Raw genomic sequence first — 22,749 nt, forward strand, 5'->3', positions numbered from 1 at the left:
CGAGCGTGCTCGGCCTTGCCCGCGAGGGCCGCGACCAGCACGCCGTCCTCGTGCGCGCGCCCGATGACGTCCGGCGGCGGCGATCCGAGTGCGTTCGCGATCAGCTTCACCGGGTGCTTCAGCGCCACGTCGACGTGCGAGCGCGCCACCGAGTGCAGCCAGCCCAGCACCGCGTCCCCGCTCCGCTCGCCCTCCGGGAGTTCGGGCAACCCGAGCCGGGTCATCGTCTGCTGCACGAATTCCCGGTGTTGATCCGGAATCAGCGACTCGATGTCCACATCGGACACTTCGGTCGGCACGGTGGACGGCATCACGACGTCCACCCCGTAGGGGCGGCCGCCGGTGTTCTCGTCCATCCAGTCCAGCACCGAATCCAGCTCGTCGGCGTCGTTGAACCGCACGCAGCCGAGCACGCCGAGCCCGCCGGCGCGGCTGATCGCCGCGGCGACGTGCTCGGACGGGGTGAACCCGACGATCGGCTGCTCGATGCCGAGTCGGTCGCAGAGGGCGGTGCGCATCACGGCTTCCTTTCGACTGCGTCGGCCACCGCTGCGGTGCCCGGCTGCTTGGTGCTGCTGGGTTCGTGCTGCTCGGCGTGCTGCTGCGCCCAGCGGTAGTCCGGTTTGCCGCTGGGTGAGCGCTGCACCTGGTCGACCAGCCACAACTTGCGCGGCACCTTGTAGCCCGCGATCCGCTCGCGGTTGTGCGCTTCGAGCTCCGGCCAGGCCAGGTCCGCGCCCGGCCGGGGCTGCACGACGGCGGCGACGCACTGGCCGAGCCGCTCGTCGGGCGCGCCGAACACCAGCGCGTCGAACACGTCAGGGTGCGCTTTCAGCACGCCCTCGACTTCCTCGGGGTAGACCTTCTCGCCGCCGGTGTTGATGGACATCGAGCCGCGGCCCAGCATCGTCACCGTGCCGTCGGCCTCGTAGCGGGCGTAGTCACCGGGCACGACGTAGCGGGTGCCGTCGATCTCGACGAACACCTTCGCCGTCTTCTCCGGGTCGTTGTAGTAGCCCAGCGGCACGTGCCCGGCGCGGGCGAGCAGGCCGACCTCGCTGGAGTCGGCGGGCAGCACGTTGCCGTCCGAGCCGATGATCGCGGTCGACGAGTCCGCGTTGACCCGCGGGCCGCCGGTCTGCGCACCGCCCTTGGACAGCACGCCGATCCCGCTGAACCCGGTCTCCGAGCTGCCGATCGAGTCGGTGAGCACCACGTTCGGCAGCGCCTCCAGGTACTGCTCCTGCACCGACGGCGAGAAAAGCGCCGCACTGCTGGAAATCGCGACCACCGACGACGCGTCGTAGCCGCCCGAGTGATACGCCTCGATCAACGGCCGGGCCATCGCGTCACCGGTGATGGCCAGGACGTTCACCGAGTGCTGCTCGACGGCCCGCCAGATCTCGTCCGCGTCGAACTCGGGCAGCAGCACGACCGTGCTGCACGCGAACAGGTTCCCGAACGTGGCCCACTGCGCCGCGCCGTGGATGAACGGTGCGGCCGGTAACCGGACGAGGCCACCGCTGTCGGCGCCCTCGCGCGCCTGCTGCCACTCGTCGGCGACCGGCTCGCCGGTCATGAAGTCGATCCCGCCGCCGAGGGTGCGCCAGACGTCCTCGTGGCGCCACATCACGCCCTTCGGATTCCCCGTCGTGCCACCGGTGTAGAGCAGGAACAGGTCGCCGTCCGAGCGCGGCTCGAAGTCCCGCTCCGGTGCGGCGCCCTGCAGCGCCGACTCGTAGGAAACCCCGCCGTAGCGGGCGAAATCGAGGTCGCTGCCGTCCTCGATGACCAGCACGTGCCGCAAGCCGTCGGGCAGCGACTCGGCGACCCGGTCGGCGTAGCGGCGCTCGTGCACCAGCGCGGACAGGTCCGCGTCATCGAAGATGTAGCGCAGTTCGTTGGGCACGTAGCGGTAGTTCACGTTGACCGCGACGGCCCGCAACTTGTAGGCGGCGAGCATGGCTTCCAGCGCCTCGATGCCGTTGCGCGCGTAAACCCCGATGTGCGAACCCCGGCCGAGGCCGCGTTCGGCGAGGTGGTGCGCGAGCCGGTTCGCCCGCTGCTCCAGTTCGAGGAAGGTGACCCGGCGTTCGCCGCAGATCACGGCGACGCGGTTCGGTGTCAGGTCGACGGCGTGCTCGAAGAGATCTGCGATGTTGTGTGCCACCCGATCGAAACTAGAACATGTTATCGTGCGTGGCAACGGGCCGCCGCACGACATCCTCCGGAGGACGCCCATGACCGCCACGCCGGCGCAAGGAAACCGAGAAGTCTCCGAGCAAGCGCACTGCCTGGTGCAGCGGCACGGCCCGGTGCTGGTCGTGACGCTGAACCGGCCCGAAGCGCGAAACGCGCTCTCCGCCGAGATGATGTCGATCATGCGCGAGGCGTGGGACGAGGTCGACGCCAACGACGAGATCCGGGCCTGCGTGCTCACCGGCGCGGGCGGGGCGTTCTGCGCCGGTGCGGACCTCAAGGCGATGAGCAGCGCGCATCCCGGGGACAACGACAACGGCGACCTCTCGGTGATCGAGCCGCTGCTGAAGGGCCGCAGGCTCAGCAAGCCGCTCATCGCCGCCGTGGAAGGCCCGGCGGTCGCCGGTGGCACGGAGATCCTGCAGGCCACCGACATCCGCGTCGCGGGCAGCAGTGCGCGCTTCGGGGTTTCCGAATGCCGGTGGGGACTGTTCCCGTTGGGCGGTTCGGCCGTGCGGCTGCCGCGCCAGATCCCGTACACGCTGGCGGCGGAAATCCTGCTCACCGGCAGGCACCTCAGCGCAGAAGAAGCACGCGAGATCGGCCTGATCGGCCGGGTCGTGCCGGACGGCGAGGCGTTGAACACCGCGCTCGAACTGGCCGAGGCGGTGGCCGCCAACGGGCCGCTGGCGGTGCGGGCGATCCTGCGCACGATGCGGGAAACCGAAGGCATGCCGGAGAACGAGGCGTTCGCGGTGGACACCCGCCTCGGCCTCGACGTCTTCCGCAGCGCCGACGCCAAGGAGGGCCCGCGCGCCTTCGCCGAAAAGCGCAAACCCGAATTCCGCGGCGAATGACTTTCACCTTCCGGAGCCGAGCACCCCGAACTTCCGGAGTGAACGGCCTGTTCGCCCAATCTATTCGGACGAACGGTCCGTTCGCTCACGGACCACCGCGCATAGGCACCCCGTGCTGACACCCCGACGCGCCACCCCAACCGGGCAGATTGAGCCGAGTGAACGGCCTGTTCGTCCCACTAGATTGGTCGAACGGTCCGTTCGCTCGGTATCGTCCCGCGCGAGCAAGCAAGATTTCCGCGTTTAGCTGCGGGTGACGCCCGGAATCGCTGTGACAGCTGGGCGCGGGCGTTGCCGTGCCGCCTGGTACGAGCGCCTGAGTTCGTCGAGCACGGCATCGGGTTCGGTACGTATGCGCGCAGGCAAGCTGTGCACGACCACGATCCCCGCAGCGGTCATCATCGTGTGCCGCCGGACGGTGTTCTCGTAATCAGCGGGCGATAGGTGGTAGGCGCGAGAGTCGATCTGCCAAGCGAGGCCGACCTCGTCAATCCATCCATCCGGGACTCCGAGCAGGGTTCCGTCCGCAGCCAGCAGTCGCGCGTTCCACCACATCGCGGGCAGGTCGGAGCCCCGCACCAACCGGTAAGCCCATCCCTCAGCAGCGGAATGGACGTTGACCGACATCTCGCCCACCGCCACTCTGCACCGGGACGAACCACGTTGTGAGCCGGCAGCGAGCTCCGCGGCTAACGCGGCCGGGGTCACCATGCCCCGTTGCACGGCCTCCGCGAGCAATGCGCGCACCTCGTCCAGCGAGGTCAGCTGACGTGCCGCGTCGAGCAGTGCGCGGACCAGCGGCGCCACCCTGAAGCCGCTCCGGATTACGGCTGTCGGCAAGCGCTCGGTTCGCTCGACCTCCACGAATCCCTTGCTGGCGCGCTTGCGAGCCACCGGTATCAACACGTGGACAGCGTCGGTCTCGGGCCGCCGTCGAATCCCGTGCAACGCGCATCCAGCCAAACCGGTGATCATCGAACCGTCACCTGCATAGCGCAGCGCCGCTGCATAACGTTGTTCGGTTGTCGCTTCGCCCGAGCGAAGCAGCATTACGCCGGGCAGCAGTCTGGTCCACGATCCGGCGTCCGATGCCCGGTAGAAGACCGTCTGGCGCGGTACGCCGAGCTGATCAAGCTCGCGGACCGTGATGACATCACGATCCGCCGCAGTGACCACTGCGTCCCAATCTGCACGCGCTCGAATCGGCATCCTTCCAAGTTGCTCCGATGCCGCTCCGCGAGCAAGTGTGGTTTCGCGGATCTGTGGACAAATCCGCTCCCTGTGGACAACTCTCGCCGATGTCGGTGAGCGAACGGACCGTTTGACCAATCTATTCGGACGAACAGTCCGTTCGCTCTAATGCTTGGCGGTGGAGTCGGCCCAGTACGGCTCCTTCAGCTTGCGCTTGTAGAGCTTGCCGTTGGGGTCGCGGGGGAGTTCGGCGGTGAACTCGACACTGCGGGGGAGCTTGAACTTGGCGAGCTTGCCGCGGGCGAAATCCAGGAGTTCGGCGGCGAGTTCGTCGCCGGCGGCGGCATCCTCGGCGGGCTGGACCACGGCTTTGACCTCTTCGCCCCAGTCCTGGTGCGGCACGCCGAAAACGGCGATGTCCGCGACCTTCGGATGCACCGACAACACGTTCTCGATCTCGGCCGGGTAGATGTTCACGCCACCGGAAATGATCATGTCGCTCTTCCGGTCGCACAGGTACAGGTACCCGTCGTCGTCCAGATACCCCATGTCCCCGAGCGTGAACATGTCGCGGACGCGGGCTTTCCGCGTCTTCTCCGGATCCTGGTGGTACTCGAAGGTGGACGCGCCCATCCGCATGTAGACCGTGCCGACCTCGCCCACGGGCAGCTCCCCGCCCTCGTCGTCGAGGATCTGCACCACCGAACCGGGCCACGGCAACCCGACCGAACCCGGTTTGCGCAGCCACTCCTCGGCCGGAATCACCGTTCCGCCGCCTTCGGTCGCGGCGTAGTACTCGATCACCACCGGACCCCACCAATCGAGCATCTGCCGCTTCACCTCGATCGGGCAGGGCGCGGCACCGTGGATCGCGGCCCGCATCGACGAGACGTCGTAGTGCTGCCGCGTTTCCTCCGGCAGCGCCAGCAAGCGGTGGAACTGCGTGGGAACCATGTGGGTGTGCGTCACCCGGTGCTGCTCGATGAGTTGCAGCATCCGCTCCGGATCCCAGCGGTCCATCAGCACCGCCGTGTGCCCGAGCTGGATCGAAATGCTCACGAAGTTCAGCACCGCCGTGTGGTACAGCGGCGAGCCGCACAGGTGCACGTGATCGTCGAACGCCTGCAGGCCGAAGATCCCGAAGAATCCCTGCGACTGCGCCGGAACCTCGTCCGGGTCGGCGCCGCTGAGCGCGCGGCGCACGCCCTTCGGCCGCCCCGTGGTCCCGGACGTGTAGAGCATCGGCGAACCGGCGGTGCGAACGTCCGGCCGCGCCACGGGTTCCTTCTCGCCGAGTTCGGACAGCGGCCGGAAACCCGCCACCTCGCCAACGGCGAAGCAGCGTTCTTCCGCAAGACCGGCCTCCGCCGCGGCCTCGCCCGCCGCCTCGGCGAACCGCTCGTGCGCGAGGAACGCCTTCGCGCCGCTGTCCCCGACGATGTAGGCGATCTCCGCGCCGACCAGGTGCCAGTTCACCGTGACCACGTACAGCCCGGTCTGCATCGCCGCGAAGTACGCCGCGACCAGGTCGAATCCGTTCGGCAGCAGCAGCACGATGCTGTCGCCGGGCGAGAGGCCCATGCGCTGCAACCCGCGCCCGATCCGGTCGGCTTCGGCGGCGAGTTCGCCGTAGCCGGCCTCCCGCCCGTCCGGAGTGACCAGCGCGGTCCGGCTGGGCTGTTCCGCGGCGATGTTCCACAGTCCGATAGCGGTCACGGTGCACTCCTGTTCCCGGACGCCGACAATGCCCACAAAGCTAGAACGTGTTTCACGATTGCGGCAAGTCCGGGCCGAGCACCGCATCGGCGACCGCGCGCAGCTGCACCGCGTCCCGGCAACCGACCAGCAGCGTGTCCACACCGGACTCCTCCCAGCGCCGGACGCCGGCGCGCACCTGCTCGCGGTCGCCGATGATGGAGACGTCGTCGACCAGCTCGTCCGGCACCGCAGCTGCGGCCTCAGCGCGCTGACCGGCGCGGAAAAGCCCGGTGATGTCCTCGACCACCTCGCCGTAGCCCATCCGCCGGAACAGGTCGGCGTGGAAGTTCACCTGCTCCGAGCCCATCCCGCCGATGTAGAGCGCCAGGTAGGGCTTCACCTTCGCCTTCTCCGCAACGGGATCGTCGGTTACGACGACCGGGCAGGTGGCGGCCACCTCGAACCCGGAACGGTCGTTGCGCGCGCCGGGACGCGCGAAACCGTCGGCGAGCCACTGCTGGTAGACCTCGGCGATGCGCGGCGAGAAGTACACCGCGATCCAGCCGTCCGCGATCTCCGCGGTCTGCGCGACGTTCCGCGGACCTTCGGCACCGAGCCAGATCGGCAGGTCGGCGCGCAGCGGATGGGTGATCGGGCGCAGCGGCTTGCCGAGCCCGAGCGAGCCGGGACCGTCGAACGGCAGCGGATAGTGCGGACCGTCGTTGCGCACCGGCGCTTCCCGCGCCAGCACCTGGCGGATGATCGAAACGTATTCCCTGGTGCGCGCCAACGGTTTCCCGAACGGCTCGCCGTACCAGCCCTCCACCACCTGCGGGCCCGAGACGCCGAGCCCGAGCACGCAACGGCCTCCGGAAAGGTGGTCCAGCGTCAGCGCGTGCATGGCGCAGGACGTCGGCGAGCGCGCGGACAACTGGGCCACCGAAGTGCCCAGCCGGACCCGGTCGGTTCCCGAGCCCCACCAGGACAGCGGCGTGAACGCGTCGGAACCCCAGGACTCCGCGGCGAAAACGCCGTCGAAGCCGGCGCGTTCGGCTTCCGCGACGAGTTCCGCGGCGTTGTCCGGCGGTGCGGCACCCCAATATCCGAGCTGCAGACCGAGACGCACGATGGACCTCCTGACGTGGCGGGCGGCCGGTCCGGCCGCGGTCCTCCCATCCTGCGCCAGCGTTGCCCGATTGACGAGAACATGTTTCACTAATCGACGTGACTGAGATCTCCGAACCGCTCAGCGCACCGCTGGAAGTCGGTTTCGACTACACCCGTTCACTGGGATCCGTGCTCGGCCGCTTCGCCACCGCTCTGCGGCAGCGTCGGATCACCGGAGTGCGCGGATCGGACGGCCGGGTGCACGTGCCCGCGATCGAGTACGACCCGAGCACCTTCCAACCCCTCGACGAACTCGTCGACGTCGGCCCGGAGGGCACGGTGCTGAGCTGGTCCTGGGCACCGGACCCGCTGGAGGGCCAGCCGTTGCAGCACGCCTTCGCCTGGGCGCTGGTGCGCCTGGACGGCGCGGACACCCCGCTGCTGCACGCGGTCGACGCCGGTTCCGCCGACGGGATGCGCACCGGGATGCGCGTGCGTCCACGTTGGACGGACGAGCCCTGCGGGAGCATCCGGGACATCACCTGCTTCGAGCCCGCCACCGGCAACGCGCCGCAGCCGCCCGAGGCGCCGGAATCCGATGAACCGGTCACCATGCTGACCACCCCGATCCACCTGCACTACCAGCACTCCGCCTCACCGGAGGAGAGCCGCTACCTGCGCGGGCTCGCGGAAGGCAGGCTGCTCGGCCAGCGCTGCCCCGTCTGCGAGAAGGTCTACATCCCGCCGCGCGGCTCCTGCCCGATCGACGCGGTGCCCACCGAAGAAGAGGTCGAACTCCCGGACACCGGGATCGTGACCACTTTCTGCATCGTCAACGTGCCGTTCCTCGGCCAGCGCATCGACCCGCCCTACGTCGCCGCTTACGTGCTGCTGGACGGCGCGGACATCCCGTTCCTGCACTTGGTTCTGGGCTGCGCGGCCGAGGACGTGCGGATGGGGATGCGGGTGCGCGCGGCGTGGAAACCGCGCGAGGAGTGGGACACGACGTTGCAGAACATCGACCACTTCGAGCCGTCCGGACAGCCGGACGCGCCCTTCGAGTCCTACTCCCACCACCTCTGAGGAGTCCTTTCGGAATGATTTGCGTAGCGGTGCCGGTAGCGGAACCTCAGCGGCTCCCTCACTCCGGGATCGATTTCAGACGTATGCCCATACGCGGCGAAATCGCTGTCCTCGCGAGGAAGCCGCTGAGAACCCGCCGCGGTGCCGGTTGCTTGCATGGTCACTGCTCAGCGGCTCCGCCGCTGACAAGACAAAGATCCGGACACCACACTCAAACGCCCCCTAAGAGCACCCCACCGCGTTCCCGACGGGGCGTGAAACCCCACCGCTGCGCGGGAAAACTCAACCGACATCGGGAAGGAGCGCGCATGGCCGACAACGATGTCGCCGTCGTCGGATTCGCCCAGGCGCCGAACGTCCGCGCCACCGACGGCACCACCAACGGCGTCGAGATGCTGGTGCCGGTGTTCGAGCAGGTTCTCGCGGACACCGGACTGTCCAACAAGGACGTCGGGTTCTGGTGCTCCGGCTCGTCGGACTACATGGCCGGTCGCGCGTTCTCGTTCCTCGCGGCCATCGACGCGATCGGCGCCTTCCCGCCGATCAACGAGTCGCACGTGGAGATGGACGCCGCGTGGGCGCTCTACGAGGCGTGGGTGAAGATCCGCACCGGCGAGGTGGACACCGCGCTGGTGTACGGCTTCGGCAAGGCCTCGGCGGGTGACCTGCGGCGCACGCTCGCGATGCAGCTGGACCCGTACTTCGTCGCGCCGCTGTGGCCGGATTCGGTCGGTGTCGCGGGATTGCAGGCCCGGCTCGGACTGGAATCCGGGCGGTTCACCGAACGGCAAATGGCCGAAGTGGCGGCCCGATCCCGGGCCGATGCCAGGAAGAACCCCAACGCGCAGTTGTCGGGCGAGGTCGAAACCGCCGAGCTGCTCCGCGAGCCGTACCTGGCGGATCCACTGCGCAAGCACGACTGCGCCCCGATCACCGACGGAGCCTCCGCGATCGTGCTGGCCGGCGCGCGCCGCGCCCGCGACCTCTGCGATCGGCCCGCGTGGATCACCGGCCTGGAACACCGCATCGAATCCGCCCACCTGGGCATTCGCGACCTCACCACCTCGGAGTCGACCGCAGGCGCGGCGCGCGCGGCCGGTACGGCGGAGGTCGAAGTCGCCGAGCTGCACGCACCGTTCACCCACCAGGAACTCCTGCTGCGGGAGGCGATCGGGCTCGGCGACGACGTGCGCGTGAACCCCTCCGGTGGCGCGTTGTGCGGCAACCCGATGTTCTCGGCCGGACTCTCCCGGATCGGCGAAGCCGCGAGCCGGGTTTGGGACGGCGCGGCGCGGAAAGTGCTCGGACACGCCACCAGCGGCCCCGCGCTGCAGCAGAACCTCGTGTGCGTGATGGAAGGCGGGAATCGATGAGCAAGCAGCACACCGCCGTGCTCGGCACCGGGCAGACCAAGCACGCCAGCCGCCGCACCGACGTCTCGATGGCCGGGCTCTGCCGCGAAGCGGTGGACCGCGCCATGGCGGACGCGGGCGTGGACTGGCAGGACATCGACGTGGTCGTGGTCGGCAAGGCCCCGGACCTGTTCGAGGGCGTCATGATGCCCGAGCTGATGCTCGCCGATGCGTTGGGCGCCAACGGAAAACCGCTGATGCGGGTGCACACCGCCGGTTCCGTCGGCGGCTCCACCGCGAACGTCGCGGCGAGCCTGGTGCAGGGCGGCGTGCACCGCCGGGTGCTGGCGGTCTCGTTCGAGAAGCAGTCCGAGTCGAACGCGATGTGGGCGCTGTCGATCTCACCGCCGTTCAACATGCCGGTCGGCGCGTGCGCGGGCGGCTACTTCGCGCCGCACGTGCGCTCCTACATCCGCCGTTCCGGCGCGCCGGAGCACGTCGGGGCGATGGTCGCGGTGAAGGATCGGCTCAACGGCAGCAAGAATCCCTACGCGCACGTGCGCAAATCGGATCTGACGGTCGAGTCGGTGATGGGCTCGCAGATGCTGTGGGACCCGATCCGCTACGACGAGACCTGTCCGTCCTCGGACGGCGCCTGCGCGATCGTGCTCGGCGACGAGACCGCCGCCCGCGACGCGGCGGCACCGGTCGCGTGGGTGCACGCGACCTCGATGCGCACCGAGCCGATCACCTTCTCCGGCCGCGACCAGGTGAGTCCGCAGGCGGGCAAGGACGCCGCCACCGCACTGTGGCAGGACGCGGGAATCACCGACCCGCTGTCCGAAGTGGACGTCGCGGAGATCTACGTGCCGTTCTCCTGGTTCGAGCCGATGTGGCTGGAGAACCTGGGGTTCGCCGCGGAAGGCGACGGCTGGCGGCTGACCGAGTCCGGTGCGACCGCGATCGACGGCCGGCTGCCGGTGAATCCTTCCGGCGGCGTGCTCTCCTCGAACCCGATCGGCGCCTCCGGCATGCTGCGCTTCGCCGAAGCCGCCAAGCAAGTGATGAAGCGCGCCGGGGACAACCAGGTCGACGGCGCGCGCACTGCGGTCGGGCACGCCTACGGCGGCGGTTCGCAGTACTTCTCGATGTGGGTCGTCGGTTCGGATCGGCCGGGTGAGCGCTGATGAAGTTCACGTTGTCGGTGGCCATGTGCCCGCTGGAAGAACTCACCGAACTCGCCCGAACCGCCGAGCAGGCCGGATTCTCGGCCATCGCGCTGCCGGATTCCCTGTTCTACTCCGAAGATGTCGTTGCCGACTACCCGTACACCGCGGACGGCAAGCGGATGTGGAACGCGGAGACCCCGTGGGTCGATCCGCTCGTGGCCGCGGGCGCGATGGGTGCGGTGACCGAGCGGATCCGGTTCTACACCTCGGTGCTCAAGCTCGGTCCGCGCAATCCGGTGCTGCTGTCCCGGCAGGTCGCCTCGGCCGCCCGGCTGACCGGCGACCGCTTCGGGCTCGGGATCGGCATCGGCTGGACCCCGGAGGAGTTCGAGTGGTGCGGTGCGCCGTTCGAGCACCGCGGGCCGCGGGTGGACGAGGCGATCGACGTGCTGCGGCTGATCCTCGGCGGCGGAATGGTGGAGCACCACGGGGAGTTCTTCGACTTCGACCGGCTTCAGATGTCGCCGGCACCGGCCGAGCGGGTGCCGATCTACATCGGCGGGCACAGCAAGCGGGCCTTGCGCCGCGCCGCGCTGCGCGGCGACGGGTGGGCTTCGGCGATGATGAGCCTGGATCAGCTGCGCGAGACGATCGACCGGCTCACCGAGCTGCGCACCGAATTCGGGCGCGCGGCGGAACCTTTCGAGATCCAGGCGGTGTGCGTAGACCGCTTCGGCTTGGACGGCTACCGGGAGCAGGCCGACATCGGCGTCACCGACGCCATCACGGTCCCGTGGCTGTTGGACGGCCACCCCTTCGACGCGGATCTCCACGCCAAGAAGGACTCCATAGCCCGCTTCGGCGAAAAGATCATCGCCCAGCTCTGACCGCCGCTCCCATGGGAGTCCGGCGCGCGGCCGACACTCCCGGACGCCACCCGATCAGCGCATCTTCCCCCGGAGTGAACGGACCGTTCGACCAATCTAGTGGGACGAGCGGTCCGTTCACTCGGATCGATTCACCGGATCGGGCTAGGCGCAGGCATGTCGGCGCAGCGCGTCAGTTTCCGGAGTGAACGGACCGTTTGACCAATCTAGTCGGACGAGCGGTCCGTTCACTTGGATCAATCCGCGTACGAGGAGGAACCATGCACCCCGATGTCGTCTGGACCGCCACCAAGAACGCGCACCCCGCCAGGCAAGCCGCGCTCGCCTCGATGGATGCCGTGGTGCGCGGCGCGAAAGCCGAATGGCTCGAGCTGTTCGCGCCGGACGCGGTGATCCAGGATCCGGTCGGCAAGTCCCCGCTGGACCCGGAAGGCAACGGCCACCACGGCAGGCCCGGGATCGAAGGGTTCTGGGACAACACGATTTCCACGGCCGCACGCCTGGAATTCCACATCCACGAGTCCTTCGCGGCGGGCGACGAGGTCGCCAACGTCGGCTTCATCCGCACCCACCTGCCGGACGGCTCGATCATGGACGCCGAGGGCGTGTTCATCTACCAGGTGGACGGCGACGGCAACCTCCGCTCCATGCGGGCCTTCTGGGAGTTCGAGCGGGCGATGGCCACGCTGCGGCAGGGCTGACCCGGCGAAGCCGATCCAACGAAAAGCGCGGCACCGGAACTCCCGGTGCCGCGCTTTCGCTTCGCCTCAGCGGTACTTGACCTGGAACTCCTTGATCCCGTTGAGCCAGCCCGAACGCAGCCGCCGCGGCTCACCGGCCTTGGTGATGTCCGGCATCTGCTCCGCGATCGCCTGGAACATCAGGTCGATCTCCAGCTTCGCCAGATTGGCCCCGAGGCAGTAATGCGCGCCAGTGCCACCGAACCCGACGTGCGGATTCGGGTCCCGGGTGATGTCGAACTTCTCCGGCGAGTCGAAGACCTCCGGGTCGAAGTTCGCCGAGCTGTAGAACATCGCGACCCGCTGGCCCTCCTTGATCGGCACCCCGCGCAGCTCGGTGTCCGCGAGCGCGGTGCGCTGGAAGGACATCACCGGAGTCGCCCACCGCACGATCTCGTCGGCGGCGGTCGATGGCCGTTCGGCCTTGTAGTGCTCCCACTGCTGCGGGTTCTCCAGCAAGGCGCGCATGCCGTGGGTGATCGCGTTGCGCGTGGTCTCGTTGCCCGCAACGGCCAGCAGCAGCACGAAGAACCCGAACTCGTCGTCGGTGAGCGCGTGCCCGTCGACGTCGGCCTGCACCAGTTTCGTGACGATGTCGTCCATCGGACAACCGCGGCGCTGCTCGGCCATGTTCATGCTGTAACCGAGCAGTTCGGTCGCCGCGGTGACCGGCTCGATCTCGTACTCCGGGTCGTCGTAGGACACCATCTGGTTGGACCAGTCGAAGATGTCCTTGCGGTGCTCCTGCGGGATGCCCAGCAGTTCCGCGATCGCCTGCAGCGGCAGCTCGCACGCGACGTCGGTGACGAAGTCCCCGGTCTCGCCGGCCAGCGCGGTGCTGACGATCTTCTCGGCCCGCTCGTTGAGCGCGTCCCGCAGGTTGTTGATCGCCCTCGGGGTGAAGCCGCGGGAGACGATGCCGCGCAGCTTGGTGTGCTCCGGCGGGTCCATGTTCAGCAGGATCAGCCGCTGCATCTCGATCTGATCGCGGCTCATCTCGTCGTTGAAGCGGGTGATCGCGGTGTTCTTCCAGGAGGAGAACACGTCGCTGCGGCGGGACACCTCCCGGACGTCCGCGTGCTTGCTGACCACCCAGTAGCCGTCGTCGTCGTACCCGGCCTTCCCGTGCGGCAGCGGGTTCCACCACACCGGGGCGGTCCGGCGGAGTTCGGCGAACTCCTCCATCGGCACTCGGTGGGCGTAGAGGTCTGGGTCGGTGAAGTCGAAGCCGGCGGGGATGCGGGGCGCGACCACGGCAACCTCCTGCGGTCGGATCCACGGGATCTCAGTGAGAACTTGTTCTATGTGAACGGAACCACAGTGCTCTCGAAAAGTAAACCCGTGTAACCAGCGCCGAGCACCGGCATCTTGCTCCTGACAACGGAAGATCGTTCGCGGGCGCACAAGCACCCGCGCGGAGCCTTGCCGACCGGGAGAACACGTTCTACATTCCTGGTCGAGTCCGTTCACACCGAGGGGAGACGACGGTGGGCTATCCGGTGATCGTGGACGCGGCGCGCACGCCGATCGGCAAGCGGCGGGGCGAGCTGTCCGGCTTGCATCCCGCGGAGATCCTCGGCGGCGCGCAGCGCGGCCTGCTGGAACGCGCCGGGCTCGGCGCCGAGAACGTCGAGCAGGTGATCGGCGGCTGCGTCACGCAGGCGAGCGAGCAGGCGGGCAACATCACCCGCACCGCGTGGCTGCACTCCGGCCTGCCCGAGCAGACCGGCTGCACCACGATCGACTCGCAGTGCGGTTCGGCGCAGCAGTCCACGCATCTGATCGCTGGGCTGATCAGCGCGGACGCCATCGACTTCGGCCTCGCCTGCGGCGTGGAGGCGATGAGCCGGGTGCCGCTGGGCGCGAACATCGGCGAATCCGGGCGTCCCAGGCCGGAGTCCTGGGACATCGACATGCCGAACCAGTACACCGCGGCCGACCGGATCGCCGCGCGCCGCGGGCTGAGCAGGGCCGACATCGACCGCTTCGGCCTGCGTTCGCAGCAACGCGCCCGCGTCGCGTGGGACGAAGGCAGGTTCGAGCGCGAAGTGCTGCCGACCCGCGCGCCGGTGCTGGACGCCGACGGGGCGCCCACCGGTGAAACCCGGCTGGTGACTCGGGATCAGGGGTTGCGCGACACCAGCGAAGAAAAGCTCGCCGCGCTCAAGCCGGTCCTCGACGACGGCCTGCACACCGCGGGCACGGCCTCGCAGATCTCGGACGGCGCGGCCGCGGTGCTGCTCGCTGATTCCGATCGCGCCAAGGCTTTCGGGCTGCGGCCGCGGGCGCGGATCGTCGCGCAGTGCCTCGTCGGGGCGGAGCCGTACTACCACCTCGACGGCCCGGTGCAGGCGACCAACCGGGTGCTGGAACGCAGCGGGATGAAGATCGGCGACATCGACGTGTTCGAGGTGAACGAGGCGTTCGCTTCGGTGGTGCTGTCCTGGGCCTCGGTGCACCAGCCCGACATGGACCGGGTCAACGTCAACGGCGGTGCGATCGCCCTCGGCCACCCGGTGGGCAGCACGGGTGCCCGGCTGATCACCACCGCACTGCACGAGCTGGAGCGCCGCGACGCCACGACCGCGCTGGTCACGATGTGCGCGGGTGGGGCGCTGTCCACCGGCACCATCATCGAGCGGATCTGAGGCGTGGCGGCCCCCGGCACGATCCCCGCCGCGCTCGCGCGCGCGGCCGAGCGGTTCCGCGACGAGGAGGCGCTGGTCGACCACTCGGGCGGCCGCGAAGTGCGGCTGACCTACCGCGAGCTGCACGAGCAGGTTCGCGGGCTGGCGCGGTTCTTCCTCGCCGAGGGCGTCTCGCCGGGTGACCGGGTGGCGCTCAACTCGCCCAACACGCATCACTGGGTCATCGCGGCATTGGCCGCGCTGCACATCGGCGCGGTCGTCACGCCGATCAACACCCGGTTCACCGCCGTGGAGACGCGGGACGTGCTGGCGCGCAGCGGTGCGCGAGTGCTGGTCGTGGCGGGGATCTTCCTCGGCCGCGACCGGCTCGCCGAACTGCGGGAGTCCGAAGAGGACGGTCTGCGAGGTCTGCCGTCGCTGCGCACCGTCCTGCGGTTACCGGTGGAATCGGCCGAGCCGTCGGTGGCGGATTGCCACGACTGGGCGGATTTCGCCGACCGCGCGAGTTCGGTGCCGATCGAGCGGGTGGACGAGGCCGCGGAATCGGTGGACGCGGGCGATGTGAGCGACGTGCTCTACACATCAGGCACGACCGGCCGCAGCAAAGGAGTGCTCAGCACGCACCGGCAGGCGCTCGCGGTCGCCGACGCCTGGGCCACCTGCGGCGAACTGGACCGGACGGATCGCTACCTGGTGGTGAACCCGTTCTTCCACAGTTTCGGCTACAAGGCGGGGATCCTGGTGTGCCTGCTGCGCGGGGCGACGATCGTGCCGGTGCCGGTCTTCGACACGCACGCGGTGCTCGGCCTGGTGCATCGGGAGCGGATCACCGTGCTGCCGGGGCCTCCCACGATCTACCAGTCCATTTTGGACGAACCGGCGCGGAGTGCGCACGACCTTTCCAGCCTCCGCCTCGCGGTCACCGGTGCCGCGTCCGTGCCGGTGGTGCTGGTCGAGCGGATGCAGCGGGAGCTGAGCTTCGACACGGTGCTGACCGCCTACGGGCTCACCGAAGCCGTGGTCGCCACGATGTGCCGGCCCGATGACGACGACCAGACCGTGGCGAGCACGTGCGGACGCCCGACCTCGGACTTCGAGCTGCGCATCGCCGATCCTTCGGGCGCCTCGCTGCCTGCCGGGTCGGTGGGCGAGGTGCTGTTGCGCGGGCCGAACACGATGCTCGGCTACCGCGACGAGCCCGAGCAGACCCGCAGCGCCATCGACGCGGACGGCTGGCTGCACACCGGCGACCTCGGCCGGGTCGACGAGCACGGGCGGCTCACCATCACCGACCGGCTCAAGGACATGTATATCTGCGGCGGCTTCAACGTCTATCCGGCCGAGGTGGAGCAAGCAGTGGCCAGGCTCGACGGGGTCGCGGAGAACGCCGTGGTCGGCACCGGCGACGCGCGCCTCGGCGAGGTCGGCAAGGTCTACGTGGTGCCCCGGCCCGGCCACGAGCTGACCGAACGCGAGGTCCTGGAGTTCTGCCGCGAACGCCTGGCGAACTACAAGGTGCCCCGCCACGTCGAGTTCCGCGCGAGCCTCCCCCGCAACCCCAGCGGCAAGGTCCTCAAGCACGAGCTGCGCTGAGCCACGCACCCCCGCGCTTTCCGAGCGAACGGACCGTTCGACCAATCTAGCGGGACGAACAGGCCGTTCACTCGGGGATGAGTGAGCGCAGCGCGAGTTCGCGGGTGCACGTCATGCAGGGGATTCCGAGCAGGTCTGAGATCAGTTCGGGTTTCGGCGCTCGGCAGACGCAGGTCGCAGAGTGCGTGGAAGTCGCCGTTCGGCAACGGCATCGCGATGTGCACCACGCGTTTGGTTTCGCCGACGACGCCCGAGCGGTAGCGCACGCGTGCCGGATTTTCCGGGGCGTCCGCGGGAGTGCAGCTCGGTTCTGCTCGCTGATCCGACCGAGCTGGCTCACCGTGGGCACGGCCGGAATCCCGCAACAGCTGGCGGGCGCGATCGAGTGTGAACGCGCGGCTTCGGCGATCACCGAGTGGTCGCCGATGGGCGTGCCGGGCTTGTTGCAGACGGCCGACTACACCCGCGCGATCTTGGAACAAGTCGACCTGCCCGGCCATGAGCTGGACGCACGGACCATGGCCCGCGCGGGTCGTGATGAGGTGCTGCTCAGACGAGAGCCCGCGTCGTTCGAGGCGCTGATCAGCGAAGCCGTCGTGCACGAGCCGATCGGTTCCGCGCGCATCATGAGCGCTCAAATCACGCACCTAACCGAAATGGCCCGACAACCGAACATCACGATCCGGGTTATCCCTCTGCAAGTGGGGTGGCACCCAGGATGGGCAGGCCCATTCGTCGTCTACGACTTCGCGAACGTACCCGCTGTCGTGCACTTCGAGCACTATAGTTCCGGAGCATTCGTCCCGGACCAACACGATGTTGGCGAATACCGCAAAGCACTGGTCAAGATGCGTGATTTCGCCTTGAGCTCGTCCGACTCGGTAGACTACTTCACGAAAGCCCGGAAGAAGTGGGAGACGGCAGATGAGTGAGATGCGCTGGCAGAAGTCTAGCTACACCAACCCCAACGGCAACTGCGTGGAGTTGTCCGATCCGCGTGGCCAGATCCGCGACTCCAAAGACCCCGGCGGCCCCAAGCTGCACGTGCACATCCCGGAGTTCCTCAACGCCATAAAGAGCGGACGGTTCGATCAATGAGCGATGTGCACTGGCAGAAAAGTAGCCACTCCAACCCCAACGGCAATTGCGTCGAGATTTCCTGGCAAAAGTCCAGCTATACCGGCCCCAATAGCAATTGCGTCGAATTGTCCGATCCGCGCGGCCGGGTCCGCGACTCCAAAGACCCCGACCGCCCCAAGCTGCACGTGAACATCCCCGAATTCATCGATTCCGTGAAGAGCGGCCGCTACGACCCGAAGTAGCCGCGCCGAACGGCTCCCCCGGCAGCGTGCGGGTGGCACCCAGCCACCTGCGCCAGTTGCCCGTAGCTGTGGGACGGAGAGGATCAGCTGCCGAGCGGATCATCCCGCTCGGCGAAGACCTCGCGGGCCACGAAGGTCGCGTTCAGGGCTCGGGGGAATCCGCAGAACACGGCGGCGTGCAGGAGCGCTTCGGTGATTTTCTCGCGGCTGATGCCGACGTTGAGGGCGGCGCCGATGTGGACCTTGAGCTGCGGTTCGCATCCCCCTAGAGCGGTCAGGACCCCGAGGGTCACCAGCTGGCGGCTGCGGGCGTCGAGGCCGGGTCGGTCGTAGATGTCCCCGAAAGCGAACGCGGCGACGTGGTGTCCGAGGTCGGGGTTGATGTCGGCGAGCGAGTCGATGACAGCCTCGCCCTGATGTCCGTCGATCTTGGACAGGACCGATTGCCCGTGACGGCGGCGGGCGAGATTGTCGGGACTGTTGATGTCGTGCTGCGGGGCGGTGCTCGTCATAGCTGGTGCACTTCCTGGTAGGTAGCGATCTTGTACTCGGTGGTGGCAAGGGCGAGCTGTAGTTGGGCGATCTGGGACCGCAAGGTGTCGCGGTGCTCCAGCAACATGTCCATGCGTTCGGACACGGTGTCTTGGTCGGCGTCGGCGAGGTCGATGTAGTGGCGCAGGTCGCTGATCGGCATGCCCGAGGTGCGCATCCGGGTCAGGAACACCAGCCGGCGCACCGCGGGCGCGTCGTAGCGGCGGTGACCGGCTGCATCCCGGGCGACGTGGACCAGACCGATGCGTTCGTAGTACCGCAGCGTGTGGGGGTTCACCCCAAGGTGCTTGGCCGTTGTGGCGATGTCCCACTCGGTTGCGTCGTCATCGCGCGCGAGCTCACGCAGAGCCTCGATCGAGACCCCGCCGGGCGGATCCACTGCCAGGCGTAAGGCCTGTCGCAGTGCCTCGTCTTGTTCCACACCAACCGAAGGTAGGGGTATGAGTGCGCTCAAACGCAAGAACGCGCTCGATCAATGTCCCCGGTCACTACAGCGAGCTGGTAGCGGTACGGCTACCGAAGTCATGGCCAACGGGAAATCGTGCTCGCCACCGTCCGATGTCGAAGTGGTGGCAGGACGCCTCGATGTGGTCGAGGTGCCGGCTGCTCCAGTCGCCCATTCCGCCGACGATGTTGCGCAGATCCAGGCCCGGCGCGCTGAGCGCGAATTCCGACGGGCAGCGACGCCCGGGGACGGTTCCGGCGGCGAACTCGATCAGGCAGGCTGGCGGGATGAGTTCGACAGCGCTTCCGGACGCCTTGAACCGCGCCCTGCCGCTGCTCGCGGAGGCACCGGACTCCCCAGAGGCACCCGACGGCTACCTCGATCTGCTCGGCGAAGACCAGGGCAGTCCGCAAGAGGAAAAGGCGGCGATCTGGTCCTCGCAGGCCGTTTCCGCGCTCTACGACTACGGCCAGTCGCTCGTCCGCACGGTCGCGACCACGCTTCCCGCCTCGGCGACCCGGCTGCCCGAAGGCACGCGGGTGCTCGACGTCGGCTGCGGGCCCGGGAACATCACCGGCAAGCTCGGCCGCGTGGTGGGGCCGGACGGACTCGCCCTCGGCGTGGACATCTCCGCTGCGATGCTGGAACGCGCCGTGCAAGCAGAAGACGCGCCGCAGGTCGGTTTCCTGCGTGCCGATGCTTGCCGGCTTCCGTTCCACGACGGCAGTTTCGACGCGGTGACCAGCATCGCCGCGGTGCACAACACTCCTGAACCGCTGACGGCGCTGAGCGAACTCGCCCGCGTGCTCGCACCGGGCGCACGCCTGACCGTCCTCGTGCTGGCCACGGGCGGCCTGTTCGATCAGGGAGCGAGCCTGATCGAGCACCTCACGAGTCGGTTCCCCAGGCCCAACGCGGTGCGCCCGGAACAGGTCGCCGAGGTGCTGCACGCATCAGGAGTGGCGACCGTGCACACGCACCGCAACGGCTCCCTGCTGTGGGTCGACGCGCTCAAGCAGCAGTAGCCCAACGGAGCTCGGAGGCGCGTTCACCGGCCCGCGGCCGGAAGTTGGGGCCGGACGGCCGGTGATCCGCTCCGCGGAGCGCTCGCCCTCGAGTGGGTCGCAAGGCAACCGCGCGCGGAAGGCTCACATCCAATCGTCGTGGCACGGCCACGTGAGGAAGTCCTCCAGGTCCTCCGTGCGCGTCAGACGTTCCACGTTCGCGTAGGAGCCCTGGTAGAACAGCAGCGGCGAGTCCTCATCGGACTCTCCCAAGGAGTTCACCCGGCCGATCACGACGTAGTGGTCCCCGGCCTCGTGCACGGTCTCGACCGTGCAGTCGATCCAGGCGAGAACGCCTTCCAGCACCGGAGAACCCGACGGCGCAGGCCGCCACGGCGCCTCGGCGAACTTGTCCGCGCCGCCGCGGCCGAACACCGAACTCACCGCTTGTTGGGGCTGCGCAAGGACATTGACGCAGAAGCTGCCGGAAGCGGCCAGCAGCGGCCAGGTGCGCGAGCTCTTGCCGGGGCAGAACAGCACCAGCGGCGGATCCAGCGACAACGCCGCGAACGACTGGCAGGTGAAGCCGACCGGCTGCGCGCCGTCCAGCCCGGCGATCACCGTGACGCCGGTGCAGAACCGCCCGAGCACCCGCCGGAAATCGTGCTGATCCACCTCGGCGGCTGGTGCGGACACCGCGCTCACCCCTGCATCCCGACGCTGAAGTCGTGGCCCCACAGGCTCACCGCGGTGCTCTCCCGCGCGATCCAGTCCTCGTCGTCGACCTGCCTGCCCTCGCAGCCGAACTCCACGTCGAAACCGCCGGGAGTCTTCATGTAGAACGACAGCATCAGGTCGTTGACGTGCCTGCCGAGCGTGGCCGACATCGGAACCTTCCGCCGCTGCGCGCGATCTAGCGTCAAACCCACGTCGTCGACGTTCTCGACCTCGATCATCAGGTGCACGATCCCGCTCGGCGTCGGCATCGGCAGGAACGCCAGGCTGTGGTGCCGCGGGTTGCAGCCGAAGAAGCGCAGCCACGCCGGATCGCCGTCCTTGGGCCGTCCGACCAGCTCCGGGGCCAGGCGCATCGAGTCACGCAGCCGGAAACCCAGCACGTCCCGGTAGAAGCGCAGCGCAGCCTCGTCGTCGTGGGTGGACAGCACCACGTGCCCGAGGCCCTGCTCTTCGGTGACGAAACGGTGGCCGTAGGGGCTCACCACGCGGCGGTGCTGCAACACCGCGCCGTGGAAGACCTCCTGCGTGTTGCCGGACGGGTCCTCGAAGCGCAGCAGGCCGTTCACCCTGCGGTCGGCCAGGTCGTCCGCGCCGCCTTCCTTGTAGGGCACGCCCGCGGCTTCCAGATTCCGCGCCACCTCGCGCATTTCCGGCTCGTTGGCGACCTCCCAGCCGGTCTGCGCGAGCCGGTCGGTCTCGCCCGGCACGATCACCAGCCGCGCCGGGAAGTCGTCCATCCGGAAGTACACCGACTCCGGGTCCGGCCCGCTGCCCTCGACCATGCCGAGGACCTTGGTGCCGAACACGCGCCACGCCTCCACATCGGTGGCCTCGATCCGCAAGTAGCCCAGCGAACGGATGCCCATCACGATCCCCTCAATCCAGCAAGAAGTCCTGCGTGATCCGGTTGAACTCGGTGGACTTCTCCACCTGCGCCCAATGCCCGCAGCGGCCGAACACGTGCAGTTGCGCCCGCGGAATCATCTTCAGCGCCAGCAGCGCCCCGTCCAGCGGGTTCACCCGGTCCTCCCGGCCCCACACGAGCAGCACCCGCTGGCGCAGGCGGTACGCCTCGCGCCACAGCAAGCCCTGCTCATAGGTCTCGGCGCGGGCGAAAGATGCGCCCATCGCGCGCATCGCCGCCAACGCCTCCGGGTCGGACGCGTTGGCGTAGCGCTCCTCGATGAGATCGTCGGTGATCAGCGACTGGTCATACACCATCGTTCGCAGGAACTCGGCGAGCTTCTCCCTGCTCGGGTCCCCGCCGAACGCCGCGAGCCGCTGCACCCCTTCGGTCGGGTCGGGCGCGAACAGGTTCACGCTCAGCCCGCCCGGGCCCATCAGCACCAGCCTGCCCGCCCGTTCCGGGTGGTCCAGCGCGAACCGGACCGCCGTCCCGCCGCCGAGCGAATTTCCCAGCAGGTGAGCCTTTTCCACGCCCAGCGCGTCGAACAGCTCGTGCAGCGCCGATGCGCTGTGGGTGAAGTACTGGCCGTGCTCGGTGGGTTTGCCGGAGCTGCCGAAGCCCGGCTGGTCCGGCGCGAGCACGTGGAACCGCTGCGCGAACTCCGCGAAGTTGCGGCTGAAGTTGCTCCAGGCGGCGGCGCCCGGGCCGCCGCCGTGCAGCATCACCACCGTCGTCGCGTGCTCGGTCCCGGCCTCGTGGTAGTGCAGCCGCAGCCCGGACGGCAGCTCGACCGAGCGGCTGGTGGACCGGTAATCGATGGCCGGTTCGTCGTGGACGGTCGCCACGGTTCCTCCTACCTGTTCGGGCGGAACTCAGTTCTGTTCAGGAAGCGGCGAAGCCGCTTGCGCCGACCACCTGAGCAACCGGCACCGCCGCGGGTTCTCAGGCGTCTGCTCGCGAGGACAGCTCCGACGCCTAGTAGGGCGCTACTTCAGGAGGAGATCCCGCAGCGAGCAGGCGCCTGAGGTTCCGCCACGCAACCAGCTACGCAAACCACTTTCCAATACTCATTTGGCTCACACCATCGAATCCTTGACCGGCAAGCCGAATTCGCCGGTGCCGAACATCGTGTAGGCGCGTTCCGGATCGTTGGCCGCGTGCACCCGGCCCGCGTGCGCGTCCCGCCAGAACCGCTGGATCGGGGTGCCGTTGGCCAGCGCGCGGCCGCCGGAGTTCTCGAAGAGCCGGTCGATCGCC

Annotated in this window: 23 protein-coding genes and 1 pseudogene; 12 read left to right on the forward strand and 12 right to left on the reverse strand. The window is 68.6% G+C overall.

Annotated features, from left to right (window positions below):
- Positions 1 to 518: nitronate monooxygenase (locus tag IJH84_RS04440; RefSeq protein WP_295140510.1), on the reverse strand; the 518-nt coding region annotated here is incomplete at its 3' end.
- Entirely contained in the window at positions 518 to 2,170 is a 1,653-nt protein-coding gene (locus IJH84_RS04445) for an acyl-CoA synthetase (RefSeq protein WP_295140513.1), read from the reverse strand. The genes IJH84_RS04440 and IJH84_RS04445, both read right to left, overlap by 1 nt.
- Positions 2,171 to 2,240: 70 nt before the next feature.
- Here IJH84_RS04445 and IJH84_RS04450 point away from each other — a divergent pair, with 70 nt between their 5' ends.
- Positions 2,241 to 3,056 (forward strand): crotonase/enoyl-CoA hydratase family protein, encoded by an 816-nt coding sequence (locus tag IJH84_RS04450; protein ID WP_295140516.1) that lies wholly within the window; start codon positions 2,241 to 2,243, stop codon positions 3,054 to 3,056.
- 243 nt (positions 3,057 to 3,299) lie between these two features.
- Here IJH84_RS04450 and IJH84_RS04455 read toward each other — a convergent pair whose 3' ends face one another.
- The 3 genes from IJH84_RS04455 to IJH84_RS04465 form a co-directional block, all read right to left on the reverse strand.
- Positions 3,300 to 4,232 (reverse strand): hypothetical protein, encoded by a 933-nt coding sequence (locus IJH84_RS04455; protein WP_295140518.1) that lies wholly within the window; start codon positions 4,230 to 4,232, stop codon positions 3,300 to 3,302.
- 180 nt (positions 4,233 to 4,412) lie between these two features.
- Positions 4,413 to 5,963, reverse strand: coding sequence for an acyl-CoA synthetase (locus tag IJH84_RS04460; RefSeq protein WP_295140520.1), 1,551 nt, complete (start codon positions 5,961 to 5,963; stop codon positions 4,413 to 4,415).
- Positions 5,964 to 6,015: 52 nt separating this feature from the next.
- Complete coding sequence (locus tag IJH84_RS04465) at positions 6,016 to 7,071, reverse strand: LLM class F420-dependent oxidoreductase (protein WP_295140523.1); 1,056 nt, start codon at positions 7,069 to 7,071, stop codon at positions 6,016 to 6,018.
- A gap of 98 nt (positions 7,072 to 7,169) precedes the next feature.
- Here IJH84_RS04465 and IJH84_RS04470 point away from each other — a divergent pair, with 98 nt between their 5' ends.
- The 5 genes from IJH84_RS04470 to IJH84_RS04490 all read left to right on the forward strand — a co-directional run bounded on the left by IJH84_RS04470 (position 7,170) and on the right by IJH84_RS04490 (position 12,244).
- Positions 7,170 to 8,135: a Zn-ribbon domain-containing OB-fold protein gene (locus IJH84_RS04470; RefSeq protein ID WP_295140526.1), complete on the forward strand. Its 966-nt coding sequence runs from the start codon at positions 7,170 to 7,172 to the stop codon at positions 8,133 to 8,135.
- 308 nt (positions 8,136 to 8,443) lie between these two features.
- A complete protein-coding gene (locus IJH84_RS04475; protein ID WP_295140529.1) occupies positions 8,444 to 9,508 on the forward strand; it encodes a thiolase domain-containing protein in 1,065 nt (354 codons plus the stop codon).
- Positions 9,505 to 10,674, forward strand: a complete 1,170-nt coding sequence (locus IJH84_RS04480; protein WP_295140532.1) for a thiolase domain-containing protein — start codon at positions 9,505 to 9,507, stop codon at positions 10,672 to 10,674. The genes IJH84_RS04475 and IJH84_RS04480 overlap by 4 nt, the downstream gene beginning before the upstream one ends.
- On the forward strand, positions 10,674 to 11,543 hold the full coding sequence (locus IJH84_RS04485) for a TIGR03619 family F420-dependent LLM class oxidoreductase (RefSeq protein WP_295140535.1): 870 nt from the start codon (positions 10,674 to 10,676) through the stop codon (positions 11,541 to 11,543). Before IJH84_RS04480 ends, IJH84_RS04485 begins: the two co-directional genes overlap by 1 nt.
- Positions 11,544 to 11,803: 260 nt before the next feature.
- Complete coding sequence (locus IJH84_RS04490; RefSeq protein ID WP_295140538.1) at positions 11,804 to 12,244, forward strand: nuclear transport factor 2 family protein; 441 nt, start codon at positions 11,804 to 11,806, stop codon at positions 12,242 to 12,244.
- Between the two features lie 66 nt (positions 12,245 to 12,310).
- Here IJH84_RS04490 and IJH84_RS04495 read toward each other — a convergent pair whose 3' ends face one another.
- Entirely contained in the window at positions 12,311 to 13,537 is a 1,227-nt protein-coding gene (locus tag IJH84_RS04495) for a cytochrome P450 (protein ID WP_295140544.1), read from the reverse strand.
- Between the two features lie 233 nt (positions 13,538 to 13,770).
- Between IJH84_RS04495 and IJH84_RS04500 the strand changes: the two genes are divergently transcribed.
- From IJH84_RS04500 to IJH84_RS04520, 5 genes are all read left to right on the forward strand, one after another.
- Positions 13,771 to 14,931, forward strand: a complete 1,161-nt coding sequence (locus tag IJH84_RS04500) for a steroid 3-ketoacyl-CoA thiolase (RefSeq protein WP_295140547.1) — start codon at positions 13,771 to 13,773, stop codon at positions 14,929 to 14,931.
- A 3-nt stretch (positions 14,932 to 14,934) separates the two neighbouring features.
- Positions 14,935 to 16,524, forward strand: a complete 1,590-nt coding sequence (locus tag IJH84_RS04505) for a FadD3 family acyl-CoA ligase (RefSeq protein ID WP_295140550.1) — start codon at positions 14,935 to 14,937, stop codon at positions 16,522 to 16,524.
- Positions 16,525 to 16,637: 113 nt separating this feature from the next.
- A complete protein-coding gene (locus IJH84_RS04510) occupies positions 16,638 to 17,456 on the forward strand; it encodes a DUF5753 domain-containing protein (RefSeq protein ID WP_295140553.1) in 819 nt (272 codons plus the stop codon).
- A complete protein-coding gene (locus tag IJH84_RS04515; RefSeq protein ID WP_295140556.1) occupies positions 17,449 to 17,622 on the forward strand; it encodes a DUF397 domain-containing protein in 174 nt (57 codons plus the stop codon). Before IJH84_RS04510 ends, IJH84_RS04515 begins: the two co-directional genes overlap by 8 nt.
- Positions 17,619 to 17,846: a DUF397 domain-containing protein gene (locus IJH84_RS04520; protein ID WP_295140559.1), complete on the forward strand. Its 228-nt coding sequence runs from the start codon at positions 17,619 to 17,621 to the stop codon at positions 17,844 to 17,846. Before IJH84_RS04515 ends, IJH84_RS04520 begins: the two co-directional genes overlap by 4 nt.
- Before the next feature lie 83 nt (positions 17,847 to 17,929).
- Here the strand turns inward: IJH84_RS04520 and IJH84_RS04525 are convergent, their stop codons facing one another.
- Together IJH84_RS04525 and IJH84_RS04530 are read right to left on the reverse strand one after the other, a co-directional pair.
- A complete protein-coding gene (locus IJH84_RS04525; RefSeq protein ID WP_295140562.1) occupies positions 17,930 to 18,358 on the reverse strand; it encodes a carboxymuconolactone decarboxylase family protein in 429 nt (142 codons plus the stop codon).
- On the reverse strand, positions 18,355 to 18,819 hold the full coding sequence (locus IJH84_RS04530) for a MerR family transcriptional regulator (protein WP_295140565.1): 465 nt from the start codon (positions 18,817 to 18,819) through the stop codon (positions 18,355 to 18,357). The genes IJH84_RS04525 and IJH84_RS04530 overlap by 4 nt, the downstream gene beginning before the upstream one ends.
- A gap of 311 nt (positions 18,820 to 19,130) precedes the next feature.
- On the opposite strand from IJH84_RS04530, the gene IJH84_RS04535 reads away from it, so the two are divergent.
- The gene (locus IJH84_RS04535) at positions 19,131 to 19,868 is read left to right on the forward strand and encodes a class I SAM-dependent methyltransferase (protein WP_295140568.1); all 738 of its coding nucleotides are present in this window, start codon (positions 19,131 to 19,133) and stop codon (positions 19,866 to 19,868) included.
- 123 nt (positions 19,869 to 19,991) lie between these two features.
- Here the strand turns inward: IJH84_RS04535 and hsaB are convergent, their stop codons facing one another.
- The 4 genes and pseudogenes from hsaB to IJH84_RS04555 all read right to left on the reverse strand — a co-directional run.
- Entirely contained in the window at positions 19,992 to 20,552 is a 561-nt protein-coding gene (gene hsaB / locus IJH84_RS04540) for a 3-hydroxy-9,10-secoandrosta-1,3,5(10)-triene-9,17-dione monooxygenase reductase subunit (RefSeq protein ID WP_295140570.1), read from the reverse strand.
- Positions 20,549 to 21,451 carry an iron-dependent extradiol dioxygenase HsaC gene (gene hsaC, locus IJH84_RS04545; protein ID WP_295140572.1) on the reverse strand — a complete coding sequence of 301 codons (903 nt, stop codon included), beginning with the start codon at positions 21,449 to 21,451 and terminating at the stop codon, positions 20,549 to 20,551. The genes hsaB and hsaC overlap by 4 nt, the downstream gene beginning before the upstream one ends.
- Positions 21,452 to 21,461: 10 nt before the next feature.
- The gene (gene hsaD, locus IJH84_RS04550) at positions 21,462 to 22,310 is read right to left on the reverse strand and encodes a 4,5:9,10-diseco-3-hydroxy-5,9,17-trioxoandrosta-1(10),2-diene-4-oate hydrolase (RefSeq protein ID WP_200069398.1); all 849 of its coding nucleotides are present in this window, start codon (positions 22,308 to 22,310) and stop codon (positions 21,462 to 21,464) included.
- Positions 22,311 to 22,568: 258 nt separating this feature from the next.
- A pseudogene (locus tag IJH84_RS04555) lies at positions 22,569 to 22,749 on the reverse strand (flavin-dependent monooxygenase); the annotation flags it as partial.

Source organism: Saccharopolyspora sp. (genome assembly GCF_017434145.1).
In the GTDB taxonomy this organism is placed as follows: domain Bacteria; phylum Actinomycetota; class Actinomycetes; order Mycobacteriales; family Pseudonocardiaceae; genus Saccharopolyspora_C; species Saccharopolyspora_C galaxeae.